Source organism: Streptomyces sp. NPDC002680 (assembly GCF_042889145.1).
GTDB classification, from domain to species: Bacteria; Actinomycetota; Actinomycetes; order Streptomycetales; family Streptomycetaceae; genus Streptomyces; species Streptomyces adonidis.
The window spans coordinates 93373-113943 of sequence record NZ_JBIAQP010000016.1 but is presented as its reverse complement, the minus strand read 5'-3'; the positions used below and the strand labels follow the sequence as shown (position 1 = coordinate 113943).

The 20571-nt window shown below is 69.4% G+C and carries 16 protein-coding genes; 9 read left to right on the top strand and 7 right to left on the bottom strand.

Annotated elements, in window-relative coordinates:
* The first annotated feature begins 283 nt into the window (after positions 1-283).
* Positions 284-2740, top strand: a complete 2457-nt coding sequence (locus tag ACFYXF_RS35815; RefSeq protein WP_389356124.1) for a DNA topoisomerase (ATP-hydrolyzing) subunit A — start codon at positions 284-286, stop codon at positions 2738-2740.
* Positions 2741-2756: 16 nt separating this feature from the next.
* On the opposite strand, the gene ACFYXF_RS35810 is transcribed toward ACFYXF_RS35815, so the two are convergent.
* A complete protein-coding gene (locus ACFYXF_RS35810; protein WP_389356123.1) occupies positions 2757-3836 on the bottom strand; it encodes a CobW family GTP-binding protein in 1080 nt (359 codons plus the stop codon).
* Positions 3837-4156: 320 nt separating this feature from the next.
* Between ACFYXF_RS35810 and ACFYXF_RS35805 the strand changes: the two genes are divergently transcribed.
* Both ACFYXF_RS35805 and ACFYXF_RS35800 read left to right on the top strand, forming a co-directional pair.
* Complete coding sequence (locus ACFYXF_RS35805; protein ID WP_389356122.1) at positions 4157-4720, top strand: DUF6082 family protein; 564 nt, start codon at positions 4157-4159, stop codon at positions 4718-4720.
* A gap of 224 nt (positions 4721-4944) precedes the next feature.
* On the top strand, positions 4945-5184 hold the full coding sequence (locus tag ACFYXF_RS35800; protein WP_369029345.1) for a hypothetical protein: 240 nt from the start codon (positions 4945-4947) through the stop codon (positions 5182-5184).
* Positions 5185-5241: 57 nt separating this feature from the next.
* On the opposite strand, the gene ACFYXF_RS35795 is transcribed toward ACFYXF_RS35800, so the two are convergent.
* A complete protein-coding gene (locus ACFYXF_RS35795; protein WP_389356121.1) occupies positions 5242-6417 on the bottom strand; it encodes a citrate synthase in 1176 nt (391 codons plus the stop codon).
* 97 nt (positions 6418-6514) lie between these two features.
* On the opposite strand from ACFYXF_RS35795, the gene ACFYXF_RS35790 reads away from it, so the two are divergent.
* From ACFYXF_RS35790 to ACFYXF_RS35770, 5 genes are all read left to right on the top strand, one after another.
* Positions 6515-7771 carry a citrate synthase gene (locus ACFYXF_RS35790; protein ID WP_389356120.1) on the top strand — a complete coding sequence of 419 codons (1257 nt, stop codon included), beginning with the start codon at positions 6515-6517 and terminating at the stop codon, positions 7769-7771.
* 113 nt (positions 7772-7884) lie between these two features.
* Positions 7885-8823, top strand: a complete 939-nt coding sequence (locus tag ACFYXF_RS35785; protein ID WP_389356119.1) for a sucrase ferredoxin — start codon at positions 7885-7887, stop codon at positions 8821-8823.
* Between the two features lie 120 nt (positions 8824-8943).
* Positions 8944-10662, top strand: coding sequence for an ATP-binding protein (locus ACFYXF_RS35780; protein WP_389356118.1), 1719 nt, complete (start codon positions 8944-8946; stop codon positions 10660-10662).
* Positions 10659-11339 carry a response regulator gene (locus ACFYXF_RS35775; RefSeq protein WP_307630935.1) on the top strand — a complete coding sequence of 227 codons (681 nt, stop codon included), beginning with the start codon at positions 10659-10661 and terminating at the stop codon, positions 11337-11339. Before ACFYXF_RS35780 ends, ACFYXF_RS35775 begins: the two co-directional genes overlap by 4 nt.
* Before the next feature lie 109 nt (positions 11340-11448).
* The gene (locus tag ACFYXF_RS35770) at positions 11449-12141 is read left to right on the top strand and encodes a response regulator (RefSeq protein ID WP_389356117.1); all 693 of its coding nucleotides are present in this window, start codon (positions 11449-11451) and stop codon (positions 12139-12141) included.
* Between the two features lie 70 nt (positions 12142-12211).
* Here ACFYXF_RS35770 and ACFYXF_RS35765 read toward each other — a convergent pair whose 3' ends face one another.
* The 3 genes from ACFYXF_RS35765 to ACFYXF_RS35755 form a co-directional block, all read right to left on the bottom strand.
* Positions 12212-13804 (bottom strand): cation acetate symporter, encoded by a 1593-nt coding sequence (locus ACFYXF_RS35765; protein ID WP_389356116.1) that lies wholly within the window; start codon positions 13802-13804, stop codon positions 12212-12214.
* Positions 13801-14367: a DUF485 domain-containing protein gene (locus tag ACFYXF_RS35760; RefSeq protein ID WP_389356115.1), complete on the bottom strand. Its 567-nt coding sequence runs from the start codon at positions 14365-14367 to the stop codon at positions 13801-13803. Before ACFYXF_RS35760 ends, ACFYXF_RS35765 begins: the two co-directional genes overlap by 4 nt.
* 137 nt (positions 14368-14504) lie before the next feature.
* Positions 14505-16625 carry a type IIA DNA topoisomerase subunit B gene (locus tag ACFYXF_RS35755; protein ID WP_389356114.1) on the bottom strand — a complete coding sequence of 707 codons (2121 nt, stop codon included), beginning with the start codon at positions 16623-16625 and terminating at the stop codon, positions 14505-14507.
* Positions 16626-17076: 451 nt separating this feature from the next.
* Between ACFYXF_RS35755 and ACFYXF_RS35750 the strand changes: the two genes are divergently transcribed.
* Positions 17077-17307: a hypothetical protein gene (locus tag ACFYXF_RS35750; RefSeq protein WP_055532400.1), complete on the top strand. Its 231-nt coding sequence runs from the start codon at positions 17077-17079 to the stop codon at positions 17305-17307.
* 183 nt (positions 17308-17490) lie between these two features.
* Here ACFYXF_RS35750 and ACFYXF_RS35745 read toward each other — a convergent pair whose 3' ends face one another.
* Together ACFYXF_RS35745 and ACFYXF_RS35740 are read right to left on the bottom strand one after the other, a co-directional pair.
* Positions 17491-18357, bottom strand: a complete 867-nt coding sequence (locus ACFYXF_RS35745) for a S1 family peptidase (RefSeq protein WP_389356113.1) — start codon at positions 18355-18357, stop codon at positions 17491-17493.
* A 225-nt stretch (positions 18358-18582) separates the two neighbouring features.
* Complete coding sequence (locus ACFYXF_RS35740; protein WP_389356112.1) at positions 18583-20121, bottom strand: RNA polymerase sigma factor; 1539 nt, start codon at positions 20119-20121, stop codon at positions 18583-18585.
* Positions 20122-20571: the final 450 nt, after the last annotated feature.

Here is a 20571-nt window from a genome sequence, read left to right as displayed (position 1 = left end):
TCCTGCCGGTCCTGCCACTGTATGCAAGCGTGCGGAGTGCTGGCGAAGTTCCCGGCGGACGTACGCCGACAGCGAGATTCCGCAGCTTCGGGACGGTACGTTTCAGCAACGGCGCCCACCGTCGAACACCGCCGCAGGCACGGGCCTTGGTCCGCGTTGTCAGTGCGGCAGTCCACAATGGTCCGCGTCAGATCCCGTTCACGTCTCAGCAGGAGTGAGCCGCAGGGGCGCGACACAAGCGCCCCGTAGGCGAACGACCAGGAAACAGAAGGAGCCGGCAGCGATGGCCCGCCGCAGCACGAAGACCCCGCCGCCCGATGACTTCGAGGAGCGGATCCTCGACATCGACGTCGTCGACGAGATGCAGGGCTCCTTCCTCGAGTACGCGTACTCGGTCATCTACTCCCGAGCCCTGCCCGACGCCCGCGACGGCCTCAAACCCGTACACCGTCGCATCGTCTACCAGATGAACGAGATGGGCCTGCGCCCCGACCGCGGCTATGTGAAGTGCGCCCGCGTCGTCGGCGAGGTCATGGGTAAGCTGCACCCGCACGGCGACTCGTCGATCTACGACGCCCTGGTGCGGCTCGCCCAGCCCTTCTCCATGCGCGTGCCGCTCGTCGACGGCCACGGCAACTTCGGTTCGCTGGGCAACGACGACCCGCCGGCCGCCATGCGGTACACCGAGGCCCGGATGGCCGACGCGACGTCCCTGATGACGGAGTCCATCGAAGAGGACACGGTCGACTTCGCGCCGAACTACGACGGCCAGGAGCAGGAACCGGTGGCGCTGCCCGCCGCGTTCCCGAACCTGCTGGTCAACGGCGCGTCGGGCATCGCCGTCGGTATGGCCACGAACATGCCGCCGCACAACCTGGGCGAGGTCATCTCGGCCGCCCGTCACCTGATCCGCTATCCGAACGCGGACCTCGACACCCTGATGCGGCACGTCCCGGGCCCCGACCTGCCCACCGGCGGCCGGATCGTGGGCCTCGCCGGCATCAGGGACGCGTACGAGACGGGCCGCGGCACGTTCAAGATCCGCGCCACGGTGTCGGTGGAGAACGTGACGGCACGCCGGATGGGCCTGGTCGTCACCGAACTGCCCTTCACCGTCGGCCCGGAGAAGGTGATCGCCAAGATCAAGGACCTGGTCGGCGCGAAGAAGCTCCAGGGCATCGCCGACGTCAAGGACCTCACCGACCGCAACCACGGCCTGCGTCTGGTCATCGAGATCAAGAACGGCTTCGTGCCGGAAGCCGTCCTGGAACAGCTCTACAAGCTCACGCCGATGGAGGAGTCCTTCGGCATCAACAACGTGGCGCTGGTGGACGGCCAGCCCCTCACGCTCGGCCTCAAGGAACTCCTGGAGGTCTATCTCGACCACCGCTTCGAGGTCGTGCGGCGCCGTTCGGAGTTCCGTCGCAGCAAGCGCCGTGACCGACTGCACCTGGTCGAGGGCCTGCTCACCGCGCTGGTGGACATCGACGAGGTCATCCGGCTGATCCGCTCCAGCGACAACTCCGCGCAGGCGAAGGAACGCCTGATGGAGCGCTTCGGCCTGTCGGAGATCCAGACGCAGTACATCCTGGACACCCCGCTGCGCCGGCTGACCCGGTTCGACCGCATCGAGCTGGAGTCCGAGAAGGACCGGCTGGCCGCCGAGATCGCGGAGCTGACCCGGATCCTGGAGTCGGACGCGGAGCTGCGCAAGCTGGTCTCGACCGAACTGGCCTCGGTGGCCAAGAAGTTCGGCACCGACCGGCGTACGGTCCTGCTGGAGTCGGCCGGTGCCGCGACCGCCGCCGCGGTCCCGCTCCAGGTGGCCGACGACCCGTGCCGGGTGCTGCTGTCCTCGACGGACCTGCTGGCGCGTACGGCGAACGGCGAGCCGTTCCCGGCGGACGAGGACGGCCGGCGGACGAAGCACGACCTGATCGTCTCCGCGGTCCCGGCGACGGCACGGGGCGAGGTGGGCGCGGTGACGTCGGCCGGCCGCCTGCTGCGCATCAACGTCATCGACCTCCCCCAGCTCCCCGACACGATGTCGGCGCCCAACCTCTCGGGCGGCGCCCCGCTGTCGGAGTTCCTCACTCTGGAGGACGGCGAGACGGTGGTCTGTCTGACGACGCTCGACGAGTCGTCCCCGGGCCTCGCGATCGGCACGGAACAGGGCGTCGTCAAGCGGGTGGTCCCCGACTATCCCTCCAACAAGGAGGAGTTGGAGGTCATCACGCTGAAGGAGGGCGACCGGATCGTCGGCGCCGCCGAGCTGCGTACGGGCGAGGAGGACCTGGTCTTCATCACGGACGACGCCCAGTTGCTGCGTTTCCAGGCCGCCCATGTCCGTCCGCAGGGCCGCCCGGCCGGCGGTATGGCCGGCATCAAGCTGACGGAGGGCGCCAAGGTGATCTCGTTCACGGCGGTGGACCCGGCGGTGGACGCGGTCGTCTTCACGGTCGCGGGTTCGCGCGGCACGCTGGACGATTCGGTGCAGACGACGGCGAAGCTGACCCCGTTCGACCAGTACCCGCGCAAGGGCCGCGCCACCGGCGGTGTCCGCTGCCAGCGGTTCCTGAAGGGCGAGGACTGCCTGTCCGTGGCCTGGGCCGGCCCGGCACCGGCGCGCGCGTCCCAGAAGAACGGCATGCCGGCGGAACTCCCGGAGATGGACCCGCGTCGCGACGGCTCGGGCGTGTCGCTGCCGAAGACGGTGGGCGTGGTGACGGGCCCGCTGTAGACGGGCCTTGCGCAGGTCAGCCGATCTCTTCGGAGCCCTCCGGGCTCGGCTCCTGTACGTATCGCAGGACGCCCCACATGCTGTGCTCGTCGGCGTGTGGGGCGTCGTCCATGCAGGCCTCCAACTCCTTGCCGAGGGCGGGCAGTCCGATGCCGGACCCGATGAGGACGAGCCGGCTGAGCCGGTCCTCGCCGTCGCCCCAGGGCTCGGGATAGAACCGCAGGAACGGCCCTACGGCATGCACGGCGTACCGGTTGCGCGGGTCGTGCGGCCCGAAGTCGACGTACCCCTTGACGCGGTAGAGCCCTTCGGGCCGGCTGTCGAGGAACTCCATCAGCCGACGCGGCTGGAGAGGCGTCGAGGAGCTGAAGGAGAGACTGTCGTAGGCGGCGTGCAGATGCCCTGAGTGGTCACCCTCACCCTCGTTCTCGTGTGTGTGCAGGTCGTCGAAGGACAACTGCCCGATACGTTCCTCGGTCGGCCGGCAGTCGAAGAGGAACTCGGGGTCCACGCGCCCGTAGTCGGCGGGGACGACGGCCGCCCGGTCGACCAGCCCGCGGACGATCCCCAGAACCCGCTCCCCGCCGTCGGCGACCCGGCCGACCTTGTTGACGACGACGAGATCGGCGAGGGCGAGATGACGGTCGATCTCGGGATGCTTCGCCCGCGTGTCGTCGAACTCCACGGCATCGACGACCTCGACGAGCCCTCCGTACACGACCCGGGGATTCTCACTGGCGAGCACCATGCGCACGAGTTCCTGCGGCTCGGCGAGTCCACTTGCCTCGATGACGATGACGTCGATCCGGGTCGAGGGTTGAGCGAGTCGATCAAGATAGACATCGAGTTCACTCGCATCAACAGCGCAGCACAGACACCCGTTTCCCAGGGAGACGGTTGAGTCCCCCAGGGCCCCCGCGACGGCCATGGCGTCGATCTCGATGGCCCCGAAGTCATTGACGAGGGCCCCTATACGGCTGCCACCGCTGCGGTGCAGGAGGTGGTTGAGGAGAGTGGTCTTGCCGGAGCCGAGGAAGCCGGCGAGAACGATGACGGGGATCTGGTGACGGCTCGGACCCGGATCCGGCTGACTCAATCTGCGACCTCTCTCACGCGGACGCGCACACCGGCTCACGGCCGCGCGCACATACGGGGAACGAATGCCGCCCCAGGATACGAGCCGGAGGAATCGTCCCTGAGTGAACGATTCTCAGCAGCCGGCGCGGGGCACACGTTGGGCATGGCGCCGGAGTGTGCGACCCTCGCTTCCTTCCGTGCGCCTCCTCTCCGCCTCCCCCGCCGATCAGAGCCGCTCGGCACTCTGGAGGCGGCAAGCGCCGCCCACCGCTCGCCGGTCCCCTTCCGTCGACCCGCACTCCGACGACCGGCGGACGGCCGCCTGATTCGGGGGTTGACATGGTCACACGGAAGAGCGTGATGCGGGGACTCGGCCCTGCCCTGGCAGCGGGCCTCGGCCTGATGACGGGCGCCCTCGCCGCCCTGACCGCGCAACGTCACGAGCTCGACTCACTGCGCATGCGGCTCGAATCCCTGGAACAGGTGGCGCTCACGCAACGCCACACCAACCTGGCACACCAGCAGCGCCTCCACTGGGAGCTGCTGAGCAAGGCCATCGACAGTCCCGATCTGGCCGAGGTGCTCGACATCTTCGAAGTACCGGCTTCCCCGCAGAAACGGAAGCAGTACCTCTTCGCCAACGCCCTGTACACCAATGCCCTTTTCTACTACCGCATCGGCAACCTGAGTCGCGAGGAGTTCTTCGGACACCTACGCGGTCACCTCCAGAACCCCGTCTTCAGGGAGTACTGGTACGCGACGCGGGGGCAGCGGGCGACCATCCCCGACGATTCGGACGAGGCCGAGTTGGGGCACATGATCGACGATCTCCTGCGCCAACTGGAGGATGCGGACATCGACGAGTGGTGGGTGGTCGGCGAGCCCCCGGGCTCCGACGAGTAGCGCACGCCAGAAATCACACCCACGGGCCATAACGAACGAGTCAAGTTGCCAGTTGTCCCAGGCGGCACTGGGGTTGACTCACACGTGATCGCGCAGGGCAACTCCACAAGACCGTCGCCCACGCCGCCGGATATCGACGCGCACGCCCCACAGGGCCGCCTTCGTCCCGCAGCAGTCGTGCGCAGACTTCTTTCCGCCCGCGAGACGTGAAAAGGAAACCAACAGTGAGCAAGATTGTCCGTCGGATCGGTGTGCCCCCTGTCGACCGGGGGAGCACAGGGGGTGGAAATTGCCCCGATATCTTCGAGTTGTCCGACGGAAGTTTCGCTGTCATCGGCACCGATGCCACCGAATCACTCGACCCCGGCCTTCCTTCCGACGCGTCTCGCGCCGACTACGAAAGAATCGTCGTCATTACTCGCGAAACCCTTATTCGCGCCAAGGCCGACATTCCAGATCTCTGAGCACCGACCGAACGGCTGTGACCCGGCCCGCCCGACGCGGCGCCGGATCACAGTCGTTCAGGCGACAGCCGGCACCGCCACCGGCGGCACAGGCCCCACATACCGCGCCGCCGGCCGAATGATCTTCGAGTCCTCCGCCTGTTCCAGGATGTTGGCGCTCCAGCCCACCACCCGCGCCGCCGCGAACGTCGGTGTGAACATCTCGCGCGGGAGACCGCACAGTTCCATGACCACGCCCGCGTAGAACTCGACGTTCGTGTGCAGTTCCCGGCCCGGCTTCAGTTCGGCCAGGATCGTTTCCACCCGCCGTTCGACCTCGACCGCCAGGTCCACCAGCGGGCCGCCGAACCGCTCGGCGATGCCCCGGAGCATGCGGGAGCGGGGGTCCTCGGTGCGGTAGACCGGGTGGCCGAAGCCCATGATGCGGTCACCGGCGAGGACGCGTTCGCGGATCCAGCCGTCGATGCGGTCCGCCGTGCCGATCGCGTCCAGGGTGTCCAGCGCACGGCTCGGGGCACCGCCGTGCAGCGGACCCGACAGGGCTCCCACCGCCCCCACCAGAGCCGCCGCCACATCCGCCCCGGTCGACGCGATGACCCGCGCCGTGAATGTTGATGCATTGAATCCGTGGTCAATGGTTGAGATCAAGTATTGCTCAATCGCCCTGGCGTGCAGCGGATCCGGCTCCGACCCCGTCAACATGTACAAGTAGTTGGCCGCATACGGGAGATCGATCCGAGGCTCCACCGGGTCGAGACCCCGCCCCAGCCGGTACAGCGCCGTCAGCACAGTCGGTACGGCCGCCGAGGCGACCAAGGCGTCCGCCCGCCGCTGCTCCGCGTCAATGTCGTACACGGGCCGGAAGCCCTTCGCCGCACCGAGCAGTGACAGCGCCGTACGCATTCCGGCCAGCGGTCCGGACCGGCCGCTCGCCGCCGCGATCGCGGGCAGCGCCGCCGACACCTCGTCGGGCAGCCGCCGCAGCGCCGCGGTCCCGGCGGTGAAGGCGGCGAGCCGGTCCGCGTCCGGCAGGTCGCCGTGGACCAGGAGGTGCCAGACGTCCTCGAAGCCGCGGGTCTGCGCGAGTTCGACGGCGGAGTACTGGCGGTAGTGGTAAAAGCCCTCACGCCCCCGGACGTCACCAATTCGGGTGTCGGTGACGACGACGCCCGCGAGCCCTCGCGGTACGTCGACAGCGGTGGTTGCCCCTGTAGCGGCCTGGTTGATCGGCATATTTCCTCCCTGAACTTGATTCGACTGTCCATGATTGACTGAAGCGATGTCAACATTGATTGAATCAATGCTCAGTCCATACGGATACGGTGACCTCATGCGCGATCAAGAACCCGCCCCCGACCACACCGGCCGGCGGCTGAGCACCAAGGAGACCGCCGAGCTGCTCGGCGTGAAGCCCGAGACCGTGTACGCGTACGTGAGCCGCGGTCAGCTCAGCAGCCGACGCGACCCCAGTGGCCGTGGCAGCACCTTCGACGCCAAGGAGGTGGAGGCGCTCGCCCGCCGCAACAAACGTGAAGGCAGCGGGAGTTCGGGCTCCGGGGGTGAGCTGTCGGTACGAACCCGGCTCACCCTCATCGACAAGGACCGTTACTACTTCCGGGGCGTCGACGCCGCCGAACTGGCCGCACGCCACTCCTACGAAGAGGTCGCCGAGTGGCTGTGGACCGGCACCCTGCGCCCCGGAGTCACCTTCACCGCCCCCAAGGCCTCCGTCGCCGCCGCCCGCCGCTCCGTCAACGCGCTGCCCGAGCACAGTGACCCGGTCGACCGGCTCCGGGTCGCCGCGATCGCCGCGGCGGCGGCCGACCCGCTCCGCTTCGACCTCTCCGAGGACAACGTCCTGGGCACCGCCCGCACCCTCATCCCCACCCTGGTCGCCGCCCTGCCGACGCTCTCACCGGGCCACCGCGACGAGGGCCCGCTGGCCCACCGCCTGTGGACCCGGCTCGCCTTCCGGGTCGCCGACGAGGCGTCACTGCGCACCCTGGACACGGCACTCGGCCTGCTCGTCGACCACGACCTGGCCGCCTCGACCCTCGCCGTACGCGTCGCCGCGTCCGCCCGCGCGCACCCCTACGCGGCCGTATCCGCCGGCCTCGGCGTCCTCGAAGGCCCGCTGCACGGCGCCGCCAGCGGTCTGGCCCACAAGATGCTCCTGGCCGTGCTCGAAGAGGGCGACGCGGCTCCCGTGGTCGCGGACGAGCTGCGCGCGGGCCGCCGCGTCCCCGGGCTCGGCCACCGGCTCTACCCCGGCGAGGACCCACGCGCGCGTGCCCTCTTCGCCCTCCTGGAGGAGATGCCCCAGGCCGAGCCCGCTCTCGCCGCCGCCCGTGACGTCGTGACCACCACCGCCCGCCACACCCCGCTGCACGCCAACGTGGACCTCGCCCTGGCCGTGTTCACGGTCGCCTGCGGGATGGGCGCGTCGGCAGGCGAGACGATCTTCGCCGTGGCCCGTACGGCGGGCTGGATCGCGCACGCCCTGGAGGAGTACGACGAGCGCCCCCTGCGGATGCGCCCGTCCGGAACCTACGTGGGCGAGCGCCCTCCGCAGCCGCTCCCGGGATAGCCCGACCGCCCGGAGCCAACCCCAGCCACCGCCAACCACCCTCAACCGCCCTGAACCACCCGTTCCGCGCAGCTGGAAGTCGTCCCGCTCCAAGTCAGGTTAGGCTCACCTCTGTGAGTAGGTGCGCGACCGTCTCCCGGGACCTCGACGAGCCCATCGCGGGAACCGCGGCGACCGCGAGGACATGGCTGCTGCTGGAGCAGCCCGGCCCCTGGGGTGCCCAGGCGCTCACCATGAGCCACCTGGACCCCGTGCTCGGCCGCGCCCTGGAGAAGGCCGCGGAGGGCACCGGCGTACGGATCGCGCTGATCCGCCGCCCCGGCCGCCACGCCGACTTCGGGACGCCCGCCGTACGCCAGGTGTACGCGGCCCACACCACCCCCGGAAACGCCTGGCTGCGCGGCGCCACAACCCGCACCCCCGAACAGCTGCTCGGCCTCGACTTCGCCGCGCTCGGCACGGGTGACCCGCAGTCCTTCGACAACGTGCTCCAGGGACGGCCCCACACCGGCGACCCCCTCGCACTCGTCTGCACCAACGGCAAGCGCGACCGCTGCTGCGCGCTGCTCGGCCGTCCCCTCGCGGCCGAGCTGGCCGCCTCCGGGGTCGAGGGCGCCTGGGAGGTCACGCACCTCGGCGGACACCGCTTCTCGCCGACACTGCTCGTCCTGCCGTACGGCTACGCCTACGGCCGCGCCCAGGCTCCGCACGTCAAGGAGATCCTCCAGGGCGTACGCGAAGGGCGTGTCGTCGTGGACGGCTGCCGTGGCGGCTCCGCCTGGGAGCGGCCGGGACAGGCCGCGGAACTGGCCGTCCGCTCGGCGGCGCGCGAGGACACGGCGGACACACTGAGCGTCGTACGGACGGACGGCTCGGCCCCGCGCTGGGAGGTGACCGTCGCGCACACGGACGGGCGCCGGTGGAGCGTCGAGGTAGCGCAGAGCGCCTCCGCGCCGCCTCGTGCGGAGAGCTGCGGATCGGCGCTGGGTTCGCCGGCGCGGATGGACGTGGTGACTGTCCGTGAACTGGAGCCGACGGCTCCGACGCGCTGATCACACGGCGTAGAGGTCAGTCGTAGTCCACCCGTCAAGCACCCCGTACACGTATTGATCAAGGGATCCACGTCACACCCCACTACGGCACAGCCCGCTCGTCCCCGTACCTTCATGGGTATGAGCCCCACTCCCCCCGTACGCCGCCTGCGCCTCGGTCTGCCGCGGCGGATGTTCTCGCAGGTGCTGCTGATGCAGGTGGCGATCGCCGCGGGAGTCGCGGTGCTCGCGACCGGGCTGTTCCTCGCGCCGCTCAGTGATCAGCTGGACGACCAGGCGATGCGCCGGGCGCTGGCAATAGCGCAGACCACCGCGGCTCAGCCGCAGATCGCCGAGGATCTGCAGGGAAGCAGGCCGTCGGTCGACGGGCCGGTGCAGACCGATGCGGAGCGGATCCGGAAGGCCAGCGGGGCCGAGTACGTCGTGGTGATGGACATGCGGGGCGTGCGCTGGTCGCACACGGACCCGAAGGAGATCGGCAAGGTCGTCTCCACCGATCCCCGCCAGGCCCTGGCCGGCAAGGAGGTCATGGAGATCGACAGCGGCACCCTGGGCCGCTCGGCCCGGGGCAAGGTGCCGCTGCGCGACACCGACGGCAGGATCGTCGGCGCGGTCTCGGTCGGCATCGAGTACGACAGCGTGCGCGCCCGGCTGATCCACGCGATCCCTGGGCTGTTCGCGTACGCGGGCGGCGCCATGGCCGTGGGTGCCCTGGCCGCCTGGGTGATCTCCCGGAGGGTGCACCGGCAGACCCGGGACCTGGCCTTCTCGGACATCGCGGCGCTGCTCGCGGAACGTGAGGCCGTACTGCACGGCATCCGCGAGGGCGTCGTCGCCCTGGACCGCGCGGGCCGCGTCCGGCTCCTCAACGACGAGGCACAGCGCCTGCTGGGCATCGGCGAGGAGGCCGTCGGCCGCTCCCTGGACGAGGCGCTCGGTGCCGGACGTACGACCGATGTGCTGGCCGGCCGCGTGACCGGCACCGACCTGCTCACCGTGCGCGGCCAGCGGGTCCTGGTCGCCAACCGCATGCCCACCGACGACGGGGGCGCCGTCGCCACCCTGCGCGACCGCACCGAGCTGGAACAGCTCGGCCGCGAACTCGACTCCACGCACGGTCTGCTCGACGCCCTGCGAGCCCAGGACCACGAACACGCCAACCGCATGCACACCCTGCTGGGGCTGCTCGAACTGGAGATGTACGACGACGCCGTGGAGTTCGTCGGTGAGGTGGTCGGCGACCACCGGGCCACCGCGGAGCAGGTCGCCGAGAAGATCCGCGATCCGCTGCTCGCCGCGCTGCTGGTCGGCAAGGCCACCGTCGCGGCGGAGCGCGGTGTCGCCCTGTGGGTCTCGGACCGGACGCTGCTCCCGAACCGGCTGATCGACCCCAGGGAGCTGGTCACGGTCGTCGGCAACCTGGTCGACAACGCGCTGGACGCCGTCGCCGGCACGCCGCACGCGCGCGTGGAGGTCGAACTGCGCGCGGAAGGCCGTACCGCGGTCCTCGGAGTACGCGACACCGGGCCCGGAATCCCGGCGGAACAGCGCGAGTTGATCTTCACTGAGGGGTGGTCCACGAAGAAGCCCCCGGCACACGGCAAGCGCGGAATCGGGCTCCCCCTGGTACGCCGGCTCGCGGAGCGGCAGGGTGGCAACGCGCGCGTGGCCGACGCCGAGGGCGGGGGCGCGGAGTTCACCGTCGTACTGCCGGAGGCACTCGCGGAGCCGGACCCGGCACCGGAACAGGTGCGGGTCCCGGACACGGGACGGCCCCTGGAGCCGGCCGCCGGCACGGCAACCACCGCCCCCGCCACCGCCGAGGAGGAGTCGAGATGATCGAGGTCCTGGTAGTGGACGACGACATCCGGGTGGCGCGCGTCAACGCCGCCTACGTGGAGAAGGTGCCCGGCTTCCATGTCGCGGGAGAGGCACACAGCGCGGCCGAGGCACTGCGGCAACTGGAGGCGCTGCCGCAGCTGGACCTCGTCCTCATGGACCACTACCTGCCCGACGACACAGGCCTCTCGGTCGTCCAGGAGATGCGCCGGCGCGGCCACGAGACGGACGTGATCATGGTGACGGCGGCCCGGGACGTGTCGACCGTGCAGGCGGCGATGCGGCAGGGGGCGCTGCAGTATCTGGTCAAGCCGTTCGCCTTCGCGGGGCTGCGCTCCAAGCTGGAGGCGTACGCGGAGCTGCGCCGCACCCTCGACGGCGGCGGCGAGGCCGAACAGGCCGAGGTGGACCGGATCTTCGGCGCCCTGTCGTCGGGCCCCGAGCCCGAACTGCCCAAGGGGCACTCCCCCACCACCGCGGAGCTCGTGCGCCGCGCCCTGGTGAACGCCGAAGGCCCCCTGTCCGCCCAGGAGATCGCCGAACGGACAGGGGTGAGCCGCCAGACCGCCCAGCGCTATCTGAAGCTCCTGGAGCGCACGGGACGAGCCAGACTGACCCTCAAGTACGGCGACGCGGGCCGCCCCGAACACCGTTACGTGTGGGCGACCCGCACCTGAGGACCCCAGAGGACCCGGAGGACCGACAGCGGAGGAGCACAGATGTGGTGCATGCCACAACATCCGCCTTCTGGGCGCAAACCGCTCCTCTGCTTGCAAGAGTGGTCCGATGATTGACGTCCTGGTGGTGGACGACGACCTCCGAGTCGCGGAGATCAACACCAAGTACGTGGAGAAGGTTCCCGGATTCAGAGTCGCCGCCCGTGCCCACAACGCTGCCGAGGCGCTGGCCGCCGTACAGCGCGGCGCCATCGACCTGGTCCTCCTCGACCACTACCTGCCCGACCAGACGGGACTCGAACTGGTCCACCGCATGCGGGAACAGGGCCACTGCACCGATGTCATCATGATCACCGGGGCGAGTGACGTGGTGACCGTGCAGACCGCGATGCGCCTGGGCGCCCTGCACTACCTGGTCAAGCCGTTCACCTTCACCGCGCTGCGCACCCGCCTGGAGTCCTACGCCGCCCTGCGCCGCACCGTCGACCACGTCGGCGACCGGGACCACACCTGCCAGGAGCAGGTCGACCAGATCTTCGGCGCCCTGCGCACCCCGCCCGCTCCCGTCGCCCCCGGCCTGCCGAGCGGCCACTCGGAACCGACCACGGACCTCATCTGCGGCGTGCTCAACCGCGCCGGCCACGCCCTCTCGGCGCACGAGGTGGCCGCCGAGACGGGCCTGAGCCGCTCCACGGCCCAGCGCTACCTCCGCCACCTGGAACAGGCGGGCCGCCTCCGCCTCTCCCTCAAGTACGGCGACACGGGCCGCCCCGAACACCGGTACGCATGGGTGGCCCCCTGAGCGGCCTGCCTGCCCCTCACGGTCGTACGACGGTGAGGAAGCAGTCGTACGACCGTGAAAGTGCCGCCCGCTAAACGGCCCCCGCCCCCGTGAGCGACCGCACCTCGGTCTCCGCGTGCTTGGCCTGGTCCGGCTCCTCCGCGGAGGTGACCGTGCCGAGCCAGCCCGCGAGGAAACCCAGCGGGATCGAGACGAGCCCCGGGTTCTGCAGCGGGAAGTACTGGAAGTCCACGCCGGGGAACAGCGATTCGGGGCTGCCCGACACCACGGGCGACAACAGCACGAGGACGACCGACGGAATCAGCCCCCCGTACACCGACCACACCGCGCCCCGGGTCGTGAAGCCGCCCCAGAACAGCGAGTAGAGCAGCACGGGCAGATTCGCGGACGCCGCGACCGCGAAGGCGAGGCCCACCAGGAAGGCGACGTTCAGGTCGCGGGCCAGCAGGCCGAGGGCGATCGCGACCACACCGATGCCGACCGCGGCGGTACGTGCCACGGCCACCTCGCTGCGCGGCTTGGCGCGCGGGCGGCGCAGCGACGCGTAGAGATCGTGGGCGACGGACGCCGAGGACGCGAGCGTGATGCCGGCGACCACCGCGAGAATCGTTGCGAAGGCGATGGCAGCGACGATCGCGAACAGAACCGTTCCGCCTGTGGAGTGCGCGCCACCGCCCAGATCGAGGGCCAGCAGTGGCACCGCCGTGTTCCCGGCGGCGTTCGACCCGCGGACCGCCTCGGGCCCCACGATCGCCGCCGCGCCGAAGCCGAGGACGATCGTCATCAGGTAGAAGCCGCCGATGAGCCCGATCGACCAGACGACCGACCGGCGGGCGGCACGGGCGGTCGGCACGGTGTAGAAGCGGGAGAGGATGTGCGGCAGCCCGGCCGTGCCCAGGACGAGGGCCAGCCCCAGGCTGATGAAATCGAAACGCGAGGTCCAGTCACCGCCGTACCTCAGCCCGGGGGCGAGGAACGCGTCACCGTGACCGCTGCGTTCGGCCGCCGTGCGCAGCAACTGGTCGAAGTCGCCGTGGAACCGCACCAGCACCAGCACGGTCAACGCGATCGCCCCGCCCATCAGCAGGACCGCCTTGACGATCTGGATCCACGTAGTGGCCCGCATCCCTCCCAACGACACATAGATCACCATGAGCGCGCCGACCGCGATCACCGTCCAGGACTGCGCCGCCTCGCTCGTCCCGCCCAGCAGCAGCGCGACCAGGCTGCCCGCCCCGACCATTTGCGCCACCAAATACAGAACGGACACGGTGACCGAAGAAGTTCCCGCTGCGATCCGCACCGGCCGCTCCCGCATCCGCGAGGCGACGACGTCGGCCAGCGTGAACCGCCCGCAGTTGCGCACCAGTTCGGCGACGAGGAACAGCACGACGAGCCAGGCCACCAGGAAGCCCACCGAGTACAGCAGCCCGTCGTAGCCGAAGAGCGCGATGAGGCCGGAGATGCCGAGGAAGGAGGCGGCCGACATGTAGTCGCCCGCGATGGCAAAACCATTCTCCATCGGGGAGAAAAGTCGGCCGCCCGCGTAGAACTCTTCCGCCGAACCCTGCCGGCGCCGGCTCACCCAGGTCGTGATGCCCAGCGTGACGGCGACGAACGCGCTGAACAGCACCAGCGCCAGCATCTGGTGATCACCCGTCACGATCCACCGCCCCTGAGGCCCCGCGTCAGTTCCTGGGTGTCCCAGCGCAGATCGAGCGCGGCCCGGTCCCTGCGCAGCCGTGCGTGGCGGGCGTACGCCCAGGTGAACAGGAACGTCGTGAGGAACTGTCCGAGTCCCGCCAGCATCGCCACGTTCACGGCGCCCACCACGGGCCGGGCCATGAATCCGGGCGCCATGGTCGCCGTCACGACATAGCCCACGTACCAGGAGAAGAAGACGGCGACGGCGGGGATCACGAACCTCCGGTACCGGCCGCGCACCTCCTGGAAGGCCGCGCTGCGCTGCACCTCCAGATAGACGTCGGCCGCGCCGCCGCCCCGGCCCTCCTGTTCCCGGCGCGCGGGCGGGACGACGACGGCGGGCGCACCCGTGCCGTCCAACTCGCCCCAGCCGGAGGCGAGCGCGTCGTACCAGGGGTCCTCGAACGGCGTGTCCCCGCTCACCCCCGCGTGGGTGGGGACGACGTCACGACGTGCGTGGGTCTCGGCCGAACTCTCAGGGCCGCCCCCGCGTCTGCGCGGACGACCGGTGCTTGACTGCATGCCCAAGGATGGACAGAACGGGAAGATCCCCGACTCTTCTTCTCCCTGGGCTTCACCCCATTAGGTGATTCAGCCCGCGGGATCGGTTCGCGGTGGGTCTGATGGACATACCGGGGTGTACACCCGACCCACCGCGGTCACGCGTCGATCCGGGACCTGTCCAGCGTCGCCGCCGAGCTGGAGATGAACTCCTTGCGCGGGGCGACGTCGTTGCCCATCAGGAGGTCGAAGACCTGCTCGGCGGAGTCCAGGTCGGACAGGTTGATCCGGCGCAGGGTGCGATGGCGGGGATCCATGGTCGTCTCGGCCAGCTGGTCGGCGTCCATTTCGCCGAGACCCTTGTAGCGCTGGATCGAGTCCTTGTAGCGGACGCCCTTGCTCTGGAACTCCAGCAGCTTCTCGCGCAGCTCACGGTCCGAGTACGTGTAGACGTACTTGTCCTGGCCCTTCTTCGGCTGGACGAGTTCGACTCGGTGCAGCGGCGGCACCGCGGCGAACACCCGGCCCGCTTCGACCATGGGCCGCATGTAGCGGTGGAACAGGGTCAGCAGCAGGGTGCGGATGTGGGAGCCGTCGACGTCGGCGTCGGTCATCATGATGATCTTGCCGTAGCGGGCCGCGTCGATGTCGAACGTACGACCGGATCCGGCCCCTATGACCTGGATGATCGCGCCGCACTCGGCGTTCTTCAGCATGTCGGTCACGGACGACTTCTGGACGTTGAGGATCTTGCCGCGGATCGGCAGCAGCGCCTGGAACTCCGAGTTCCGGGCGAGCTTGGCCGTGCCGAGCGCGGAGTCGCCCTCCACGATGAACAGTTCGCTGCGCTCGACGTCGTCACTGCGGCAGTCGGCGAGCTTCGCGGGCAGCGAGGAGGACTCCAGGGCCGTCTTCCGGCGCTGCGCGTCCTTGTGCTGCCGGGCCGCGATGCGCGTACGAGCCGCGGCGACGGCCTTCTCCATGACGACGCGGGCCTGCGCGGCGGCGTCCCGCTTGGTGGTGGTCAGGAAGTCCTTGAGCTCCTTGGACACCACGTTCGTCACGATGCGGCGGGCCGCCGAGGTACCGAGCACCTCCTTGGTCTGGCCCTCGAACTGCGGTTCGGCGAGCCGTACGGTGACGACCGCGGTGAGGCCTTCCAGGGCGTCGTCCTTGACGATGTCGTCCTCGGCGACGCGCAGCAGCTTCTTGGTGCGCAGCACCTCGTTCATCGTCTTCGCGACGGCCTGTTCGAAGCCCGCGACATGGGTGCCGCCCTTGGGGGTCGCGATGATGTTCACGAACGACTTCAGGTTCGCGTCGTAGCCCGTGCCCCAGCGCAGCGCCACGTCGACACCCAGCTCGCGGGTGACCTCGGTGGGCGTCATCTGGCCGTGGTCGTCCAGGACCGGGACCGTCTCCTTGAAGGTGCCCTGCCCGGAGAAGCGGAGGACATCGCAGACCGGCTTGTCAGAGGCCAGGTACTCGCAGAACTCGCTGATTCCGCCGTCGAAGCGGAATGACTCCTCGCCCTTGCTGCCGCCCTCGCCGAGCCCGAACTCGTCACGGACGACGATGGTGAGGCCCGGCACCAGGAACGCGGTCTGCCGAGCGCGCTGATGGAGGTTCTCCAGAGAGAGCTTGGCGTCCTTGAGGAAGATCTGGCGGTCGGCCCAGTAGCGCACGCGCGTGCCGGTACGGGTCTTGGGGATCCGCTTGGTCTTGCGCAGGCCACCCGTCTCGAACTTGGCGTCGGGGCCAATGGCGTCGAAGGAGCCGGGCACACCGCGCCGGAAGCTGATCGCATGGGTGTTCCCCACGCGGTCGACCTCGACGTCCAGGCGCGCCGAGAGCGCGTTCACCACGGACGCGCCCACGCCGTGCAGACCGCCGGAGGCGGCGTACGAGCCACCGCCGAACTTGCCGCCGGCGTGCAGCTTGGTCATGACGACCTCGACACCGGAGAGGCCCGTCTTGGGCTCGACGTCGACAGGGATGCCCCGGCCGTTGTCCCGCACCTCGACGGAGCCGTCGTCGTGCAGGATGACGTCGATGTGGTCGCAGTAGCCCCCGAGGGCCTCGTCCACGGAGTTGTCGATGATCTCCCAGAGACAGTGCATCAGGCCGCGGCTGTCCGTCGACCCGATGTACATGCCCGGGCGCTTGCGCACGGCTTCGAGCCCCTCAAGGACGAGCAGGTGCCGCGCGGTGTAGTTGGAACCGTCCCGGTCTGCTCCTGCCAGCAGCGCTGTGGACGGCACGGACGTATCGGCGGTCACGCGGTTCGCTCCTCGCTGAATTTGAATTGGGGCCCTGATGGGTAAGGGCCCGGCTTCGGTAGCCGCTCAGAGGGTACCGAGGCCTGGTAGAGCCGATGTAACGCCACCCTCGTCATGAACTCACACTATTCCAGCGTCGCATGCTTGTTCGATCCCTCGATGGAGTGAAGTACATATCACGTTCCCTTCCAGGCATGAACCATTTAGGCTCCGGGCACGTCCTCATGAACAACCGGCAACCCAGCCGGGGGACCCACACACCGACAGACGACAGACAGCGCGAACCCGTACAGACACGAAGACACGCAATACGGCACATTCGCCGCCAACCGGCAGCTGACAGCCGCTTCGAAAAGATTTTTTTCGAGGAAGAGCCGCGAGCGGGAACGTTTTCGGCCTGGTTGGATGTTGACCCTGGTACGACAGCTCGTCGAGCTAGAGAAGAGGCGACGTGACTACTGTTCTGACCCCCGCGAGCCCGCTGACGGCCGCTGATCGCTGCGACCGCTGCGGCGCCCAGGCATACCTTCGCGTTGTCTTGGCGAGCGGCGGAGAACTGCTCTTCTGCGCCCACCACGGCCGCAAGTTCGAGCCGGAACTCAAGAAGATCGCCGCTGAGATACAGGACGAGACGGAGCGCCTGACGACCGTTCCGGCCAGCTCCAACGAAGAAGAACGCTGATACCGCGCTTCGACGACGAGCCAGCTCCGGCCCAGGCCGGTTGATCCGGGCGGCCACTCCTGCACCCAGGAGTGGCCGCCCGCTTCACGCGAACTCGCTCACGGACCGCGAGGCAGCCGTTACGGGGTCATCGCGCCCCAGGCGCGTCCCGAGGAACCCCCTCAGGCCGCCACCCACGGGGCCTCAGGCGCCGCCGCCGGCAGTGGTGGCGGTGTTCCACCCCATCGTCCGTACGACGTCGGAGACCCGCGTGTAGACGCCCGGGCTCCCGGGCCGTCCGCAGCCACTGCCCCAGGACACCAGCCCGACCAGCCGCCCCTGGGCGACCAACGGCCCTCCGCTGTCCCCCTGACAGGCGTCCGGCCCCCCTGCGGCCTCGCCTGCACACAGCATGCTGTCGGCCTTGTACGTACCGTCGGCGCTGCCCGGATACGCCCGCTCACAGAGCGCGTCGGCCAGTACGTGCACGCGTGCGGCCCGCAGACTGCGCGCGTAGTCGCCGCCGCCCGTGATGTCGCCCCAGCCGTAGACCGTGGCGTTCGTACCGGGCTCGTAGGCCGGGTCGCCGGCAGCCGCCATCCCGATGACCGAGGTCTGCGGTAGCGCCTCAGCGAGGGTGAGCACGGCGAAGTCCCCGGCGTTGCTGGTCTTGTCGTAGCCCGGATTGACCCAGGTGTCGCGGACCGCGATCTCCTTGCCCTGAGCCGACGTCAGTTCAGTGCGCCCGGTGATGACCTTCAAGTCCTGAACGCGGTCGGGCGGCCCCCCAAGGACGTCCGCGCCCATGCAGTGGGCTGCCGTCAGTACGGTGGTCCGGCCGACGGCCACGCCGCCGCAGAACTGCCCGGCCCGCGTACCCCCGAACCGGTCACGACTGGACAGGGCCACCGTCCACGGGCCCTCGGACACGTCGACCGGGAATCCGCCGACGACAACGCCGTCGGCGGCGACAGGGGCGGCCGACGCCAGCGGTATCACGCCCGCCGAGGCCGCCAGGACCAGCGACCGGGTCAGCGCCCGGGACAGGGCCCGGACAATGGGACGACGCATGCGCGCTCCTCACTCTGGGATGATCACGAGAAACCCAGAGTGATCCAACCGGCCCCGCCCCGCACGCTCGGGCCACGAAAGAGGGACGCCGTCGGCTGGAGCACCACGCTCCGCACGCGCCGGGCCGCGCTCCCCGCACGCCGGTGCGACGGCCCGCGTCCGCCCAGCACGAAGGCCCGGCTCCCGTCGAGGGAGGCCGGGCCTTTCGTGTCGTACGACCGCGACCTAGTCGAGGTAGTCGCGCAGCACCTGGGAACGCGACGGGTGGCGCAGCTTCGACATGGTCTTGGACTCGATCTGGCGGATCCGCTCGCGCGTCACGCCGTACACCTTGCCGATCTCGTCGAGGGTCTTCGGCTGACCGTCGGTGAGACCGAAGCGCATCGAGACGACGCCCGCCTCGCGCTCGGAGAGGGTGTCGAGGACCGAGTGCAGCTGCTCCTGGAGAAGCGTGAAGCTGACCGCGTCGGCCGGGACGACCGCTTCGGAGTCCTCGATGAGGTCACCGAACTCGCTGTCGCCGTCCTCACCCAGGGGGGTGTGGAGGGAGATCGGCTCACGGCCGTACTTCTGGACCTCGATGACCTTCTCGGGGGTCATGTCGAGTTCCTTGGCCAGCTCCTCCGGGGTGGGCTCGCGGCCCAGGTCCTGGAGCATCTGGCGCTGCACGCGCGCGAGCTTGTTGATGACCTCGACCATGTGCACCGGGATACGGATGGTGCGGGCCTGGTCGGCCATCGCGCGGGTGATCGCCTGACGGATCCACCAGGTGGCGTACGTCGAGAACTTGTAGCCCTTGGTGTAGTCGAACTTCTCGACCGCGCGGATCAGACCGAGGTTGCCCTCCTGGATGAGGTCCAGGAACAGCATGCCGCGGCCGGTGTAGCGCTTGGCCAGGGAGACCACCAGGCGGAGGTTGGCCTCCAGGAGGTGGTTCTTGGCGCGGCGGCCGTCCTCGGCGATGATCTCCAGCTCGCGCTTGAGCTTCGGCGCGAGCTTGTCGGCGTTGGCCAGCTTGTCCTCGGCGAACAGACCGGCCTCGATGCGCTTGGCGAGTTCGACCTCCTGCTCGGCGTTGAGCAGCGGGACCTTGCCGATCTGCTTGAGGTAGTCCTTGACCGGGTCGGCGGTGGCACCGGCGACGGCGACCTGCTGGGCCGGCGCGTCGTCCTCGTCGTCGTCGGAGAGGACGAAGCCCTTGTTCTCGGCCCCCTCCTCTTCCTCTTCACCGGGCTTGACGTCCTCGAGGACCTCGTCCTCGGCGACCTCGGCGTCGTCCTTGCCGGCGGTCGTCTTCTTGGCCGCCGTCTTCTTGGCGACGGTCTTCTTCGCGACCGCCTTCTTGGCGGTCGTCGTCTTCTTGGCGGCGGCGGCCTTCTTCACGGGCGCCTCGTCCTCGACGGAGGACTCGGCGGCGGGGGCCGCCGGGGTGGCGGTGGCGGTGGCCTTCTTCGTGGTCACCGTCTTCGCCGCGACCGTCTTGGTGGCGGTGCGCTTGGCCGGACTCTTCGCTGCGACGCTCTTTCGGGTGCGCTTTGGCTCCGCGGCACTGACCATCAGCGTCACACCCTCTTCCTCGAGGATCTGGTTGAGGCTGCGCAGTACGTTCTTCCACTGAGTGGCCGGAATCTGGTCAGCTTCGAAGGCCCGACGCACGTCATCGCCGGCGATCTGCCCCTCAGCCTTTCCCCGCTCGATGAGCGCCATGACAGAGACGGACTCGGCGATCTCCGGCGGGAGCGTACGGGATGTGCTGGCCGACACGAACAACCTCTCGGAACGTTGGAAAACGGCTTCCGGCCCCGTCCAGTACGGACAGGAGCCGACGACCGCCGACTGGGGATGGGCCGACGGCGCGGGCGGGGGCCGGGAAGATGCACAGCGCCTGGAACGGCGTCTGTATTCCCTCCTCGGCTGCCACCTCTTAGGTCATCGCGCTGCTTCCACAAGCGTTACGCCCAATCTGCGTGGCCCGAGTCACACCCCGTAAGCGCACAAAAGCGGTCAGATATGGCTAGATACGGTCAGTCGCGGTGGCGACCAGGCCGTTCCGGCCGATCCCTGCCCGCATCGGCAGACACATCGACAGTCAGAACGACAGTCGCATTCACAGCCGTATCACAGCCGCGACGGACGCTTCAGGACCGGCCGCCGCCTCTTCGCCCACCGCTCACCGCTCACCGCGCCACCTGACAGCCCCGGCTCCACCGCCGG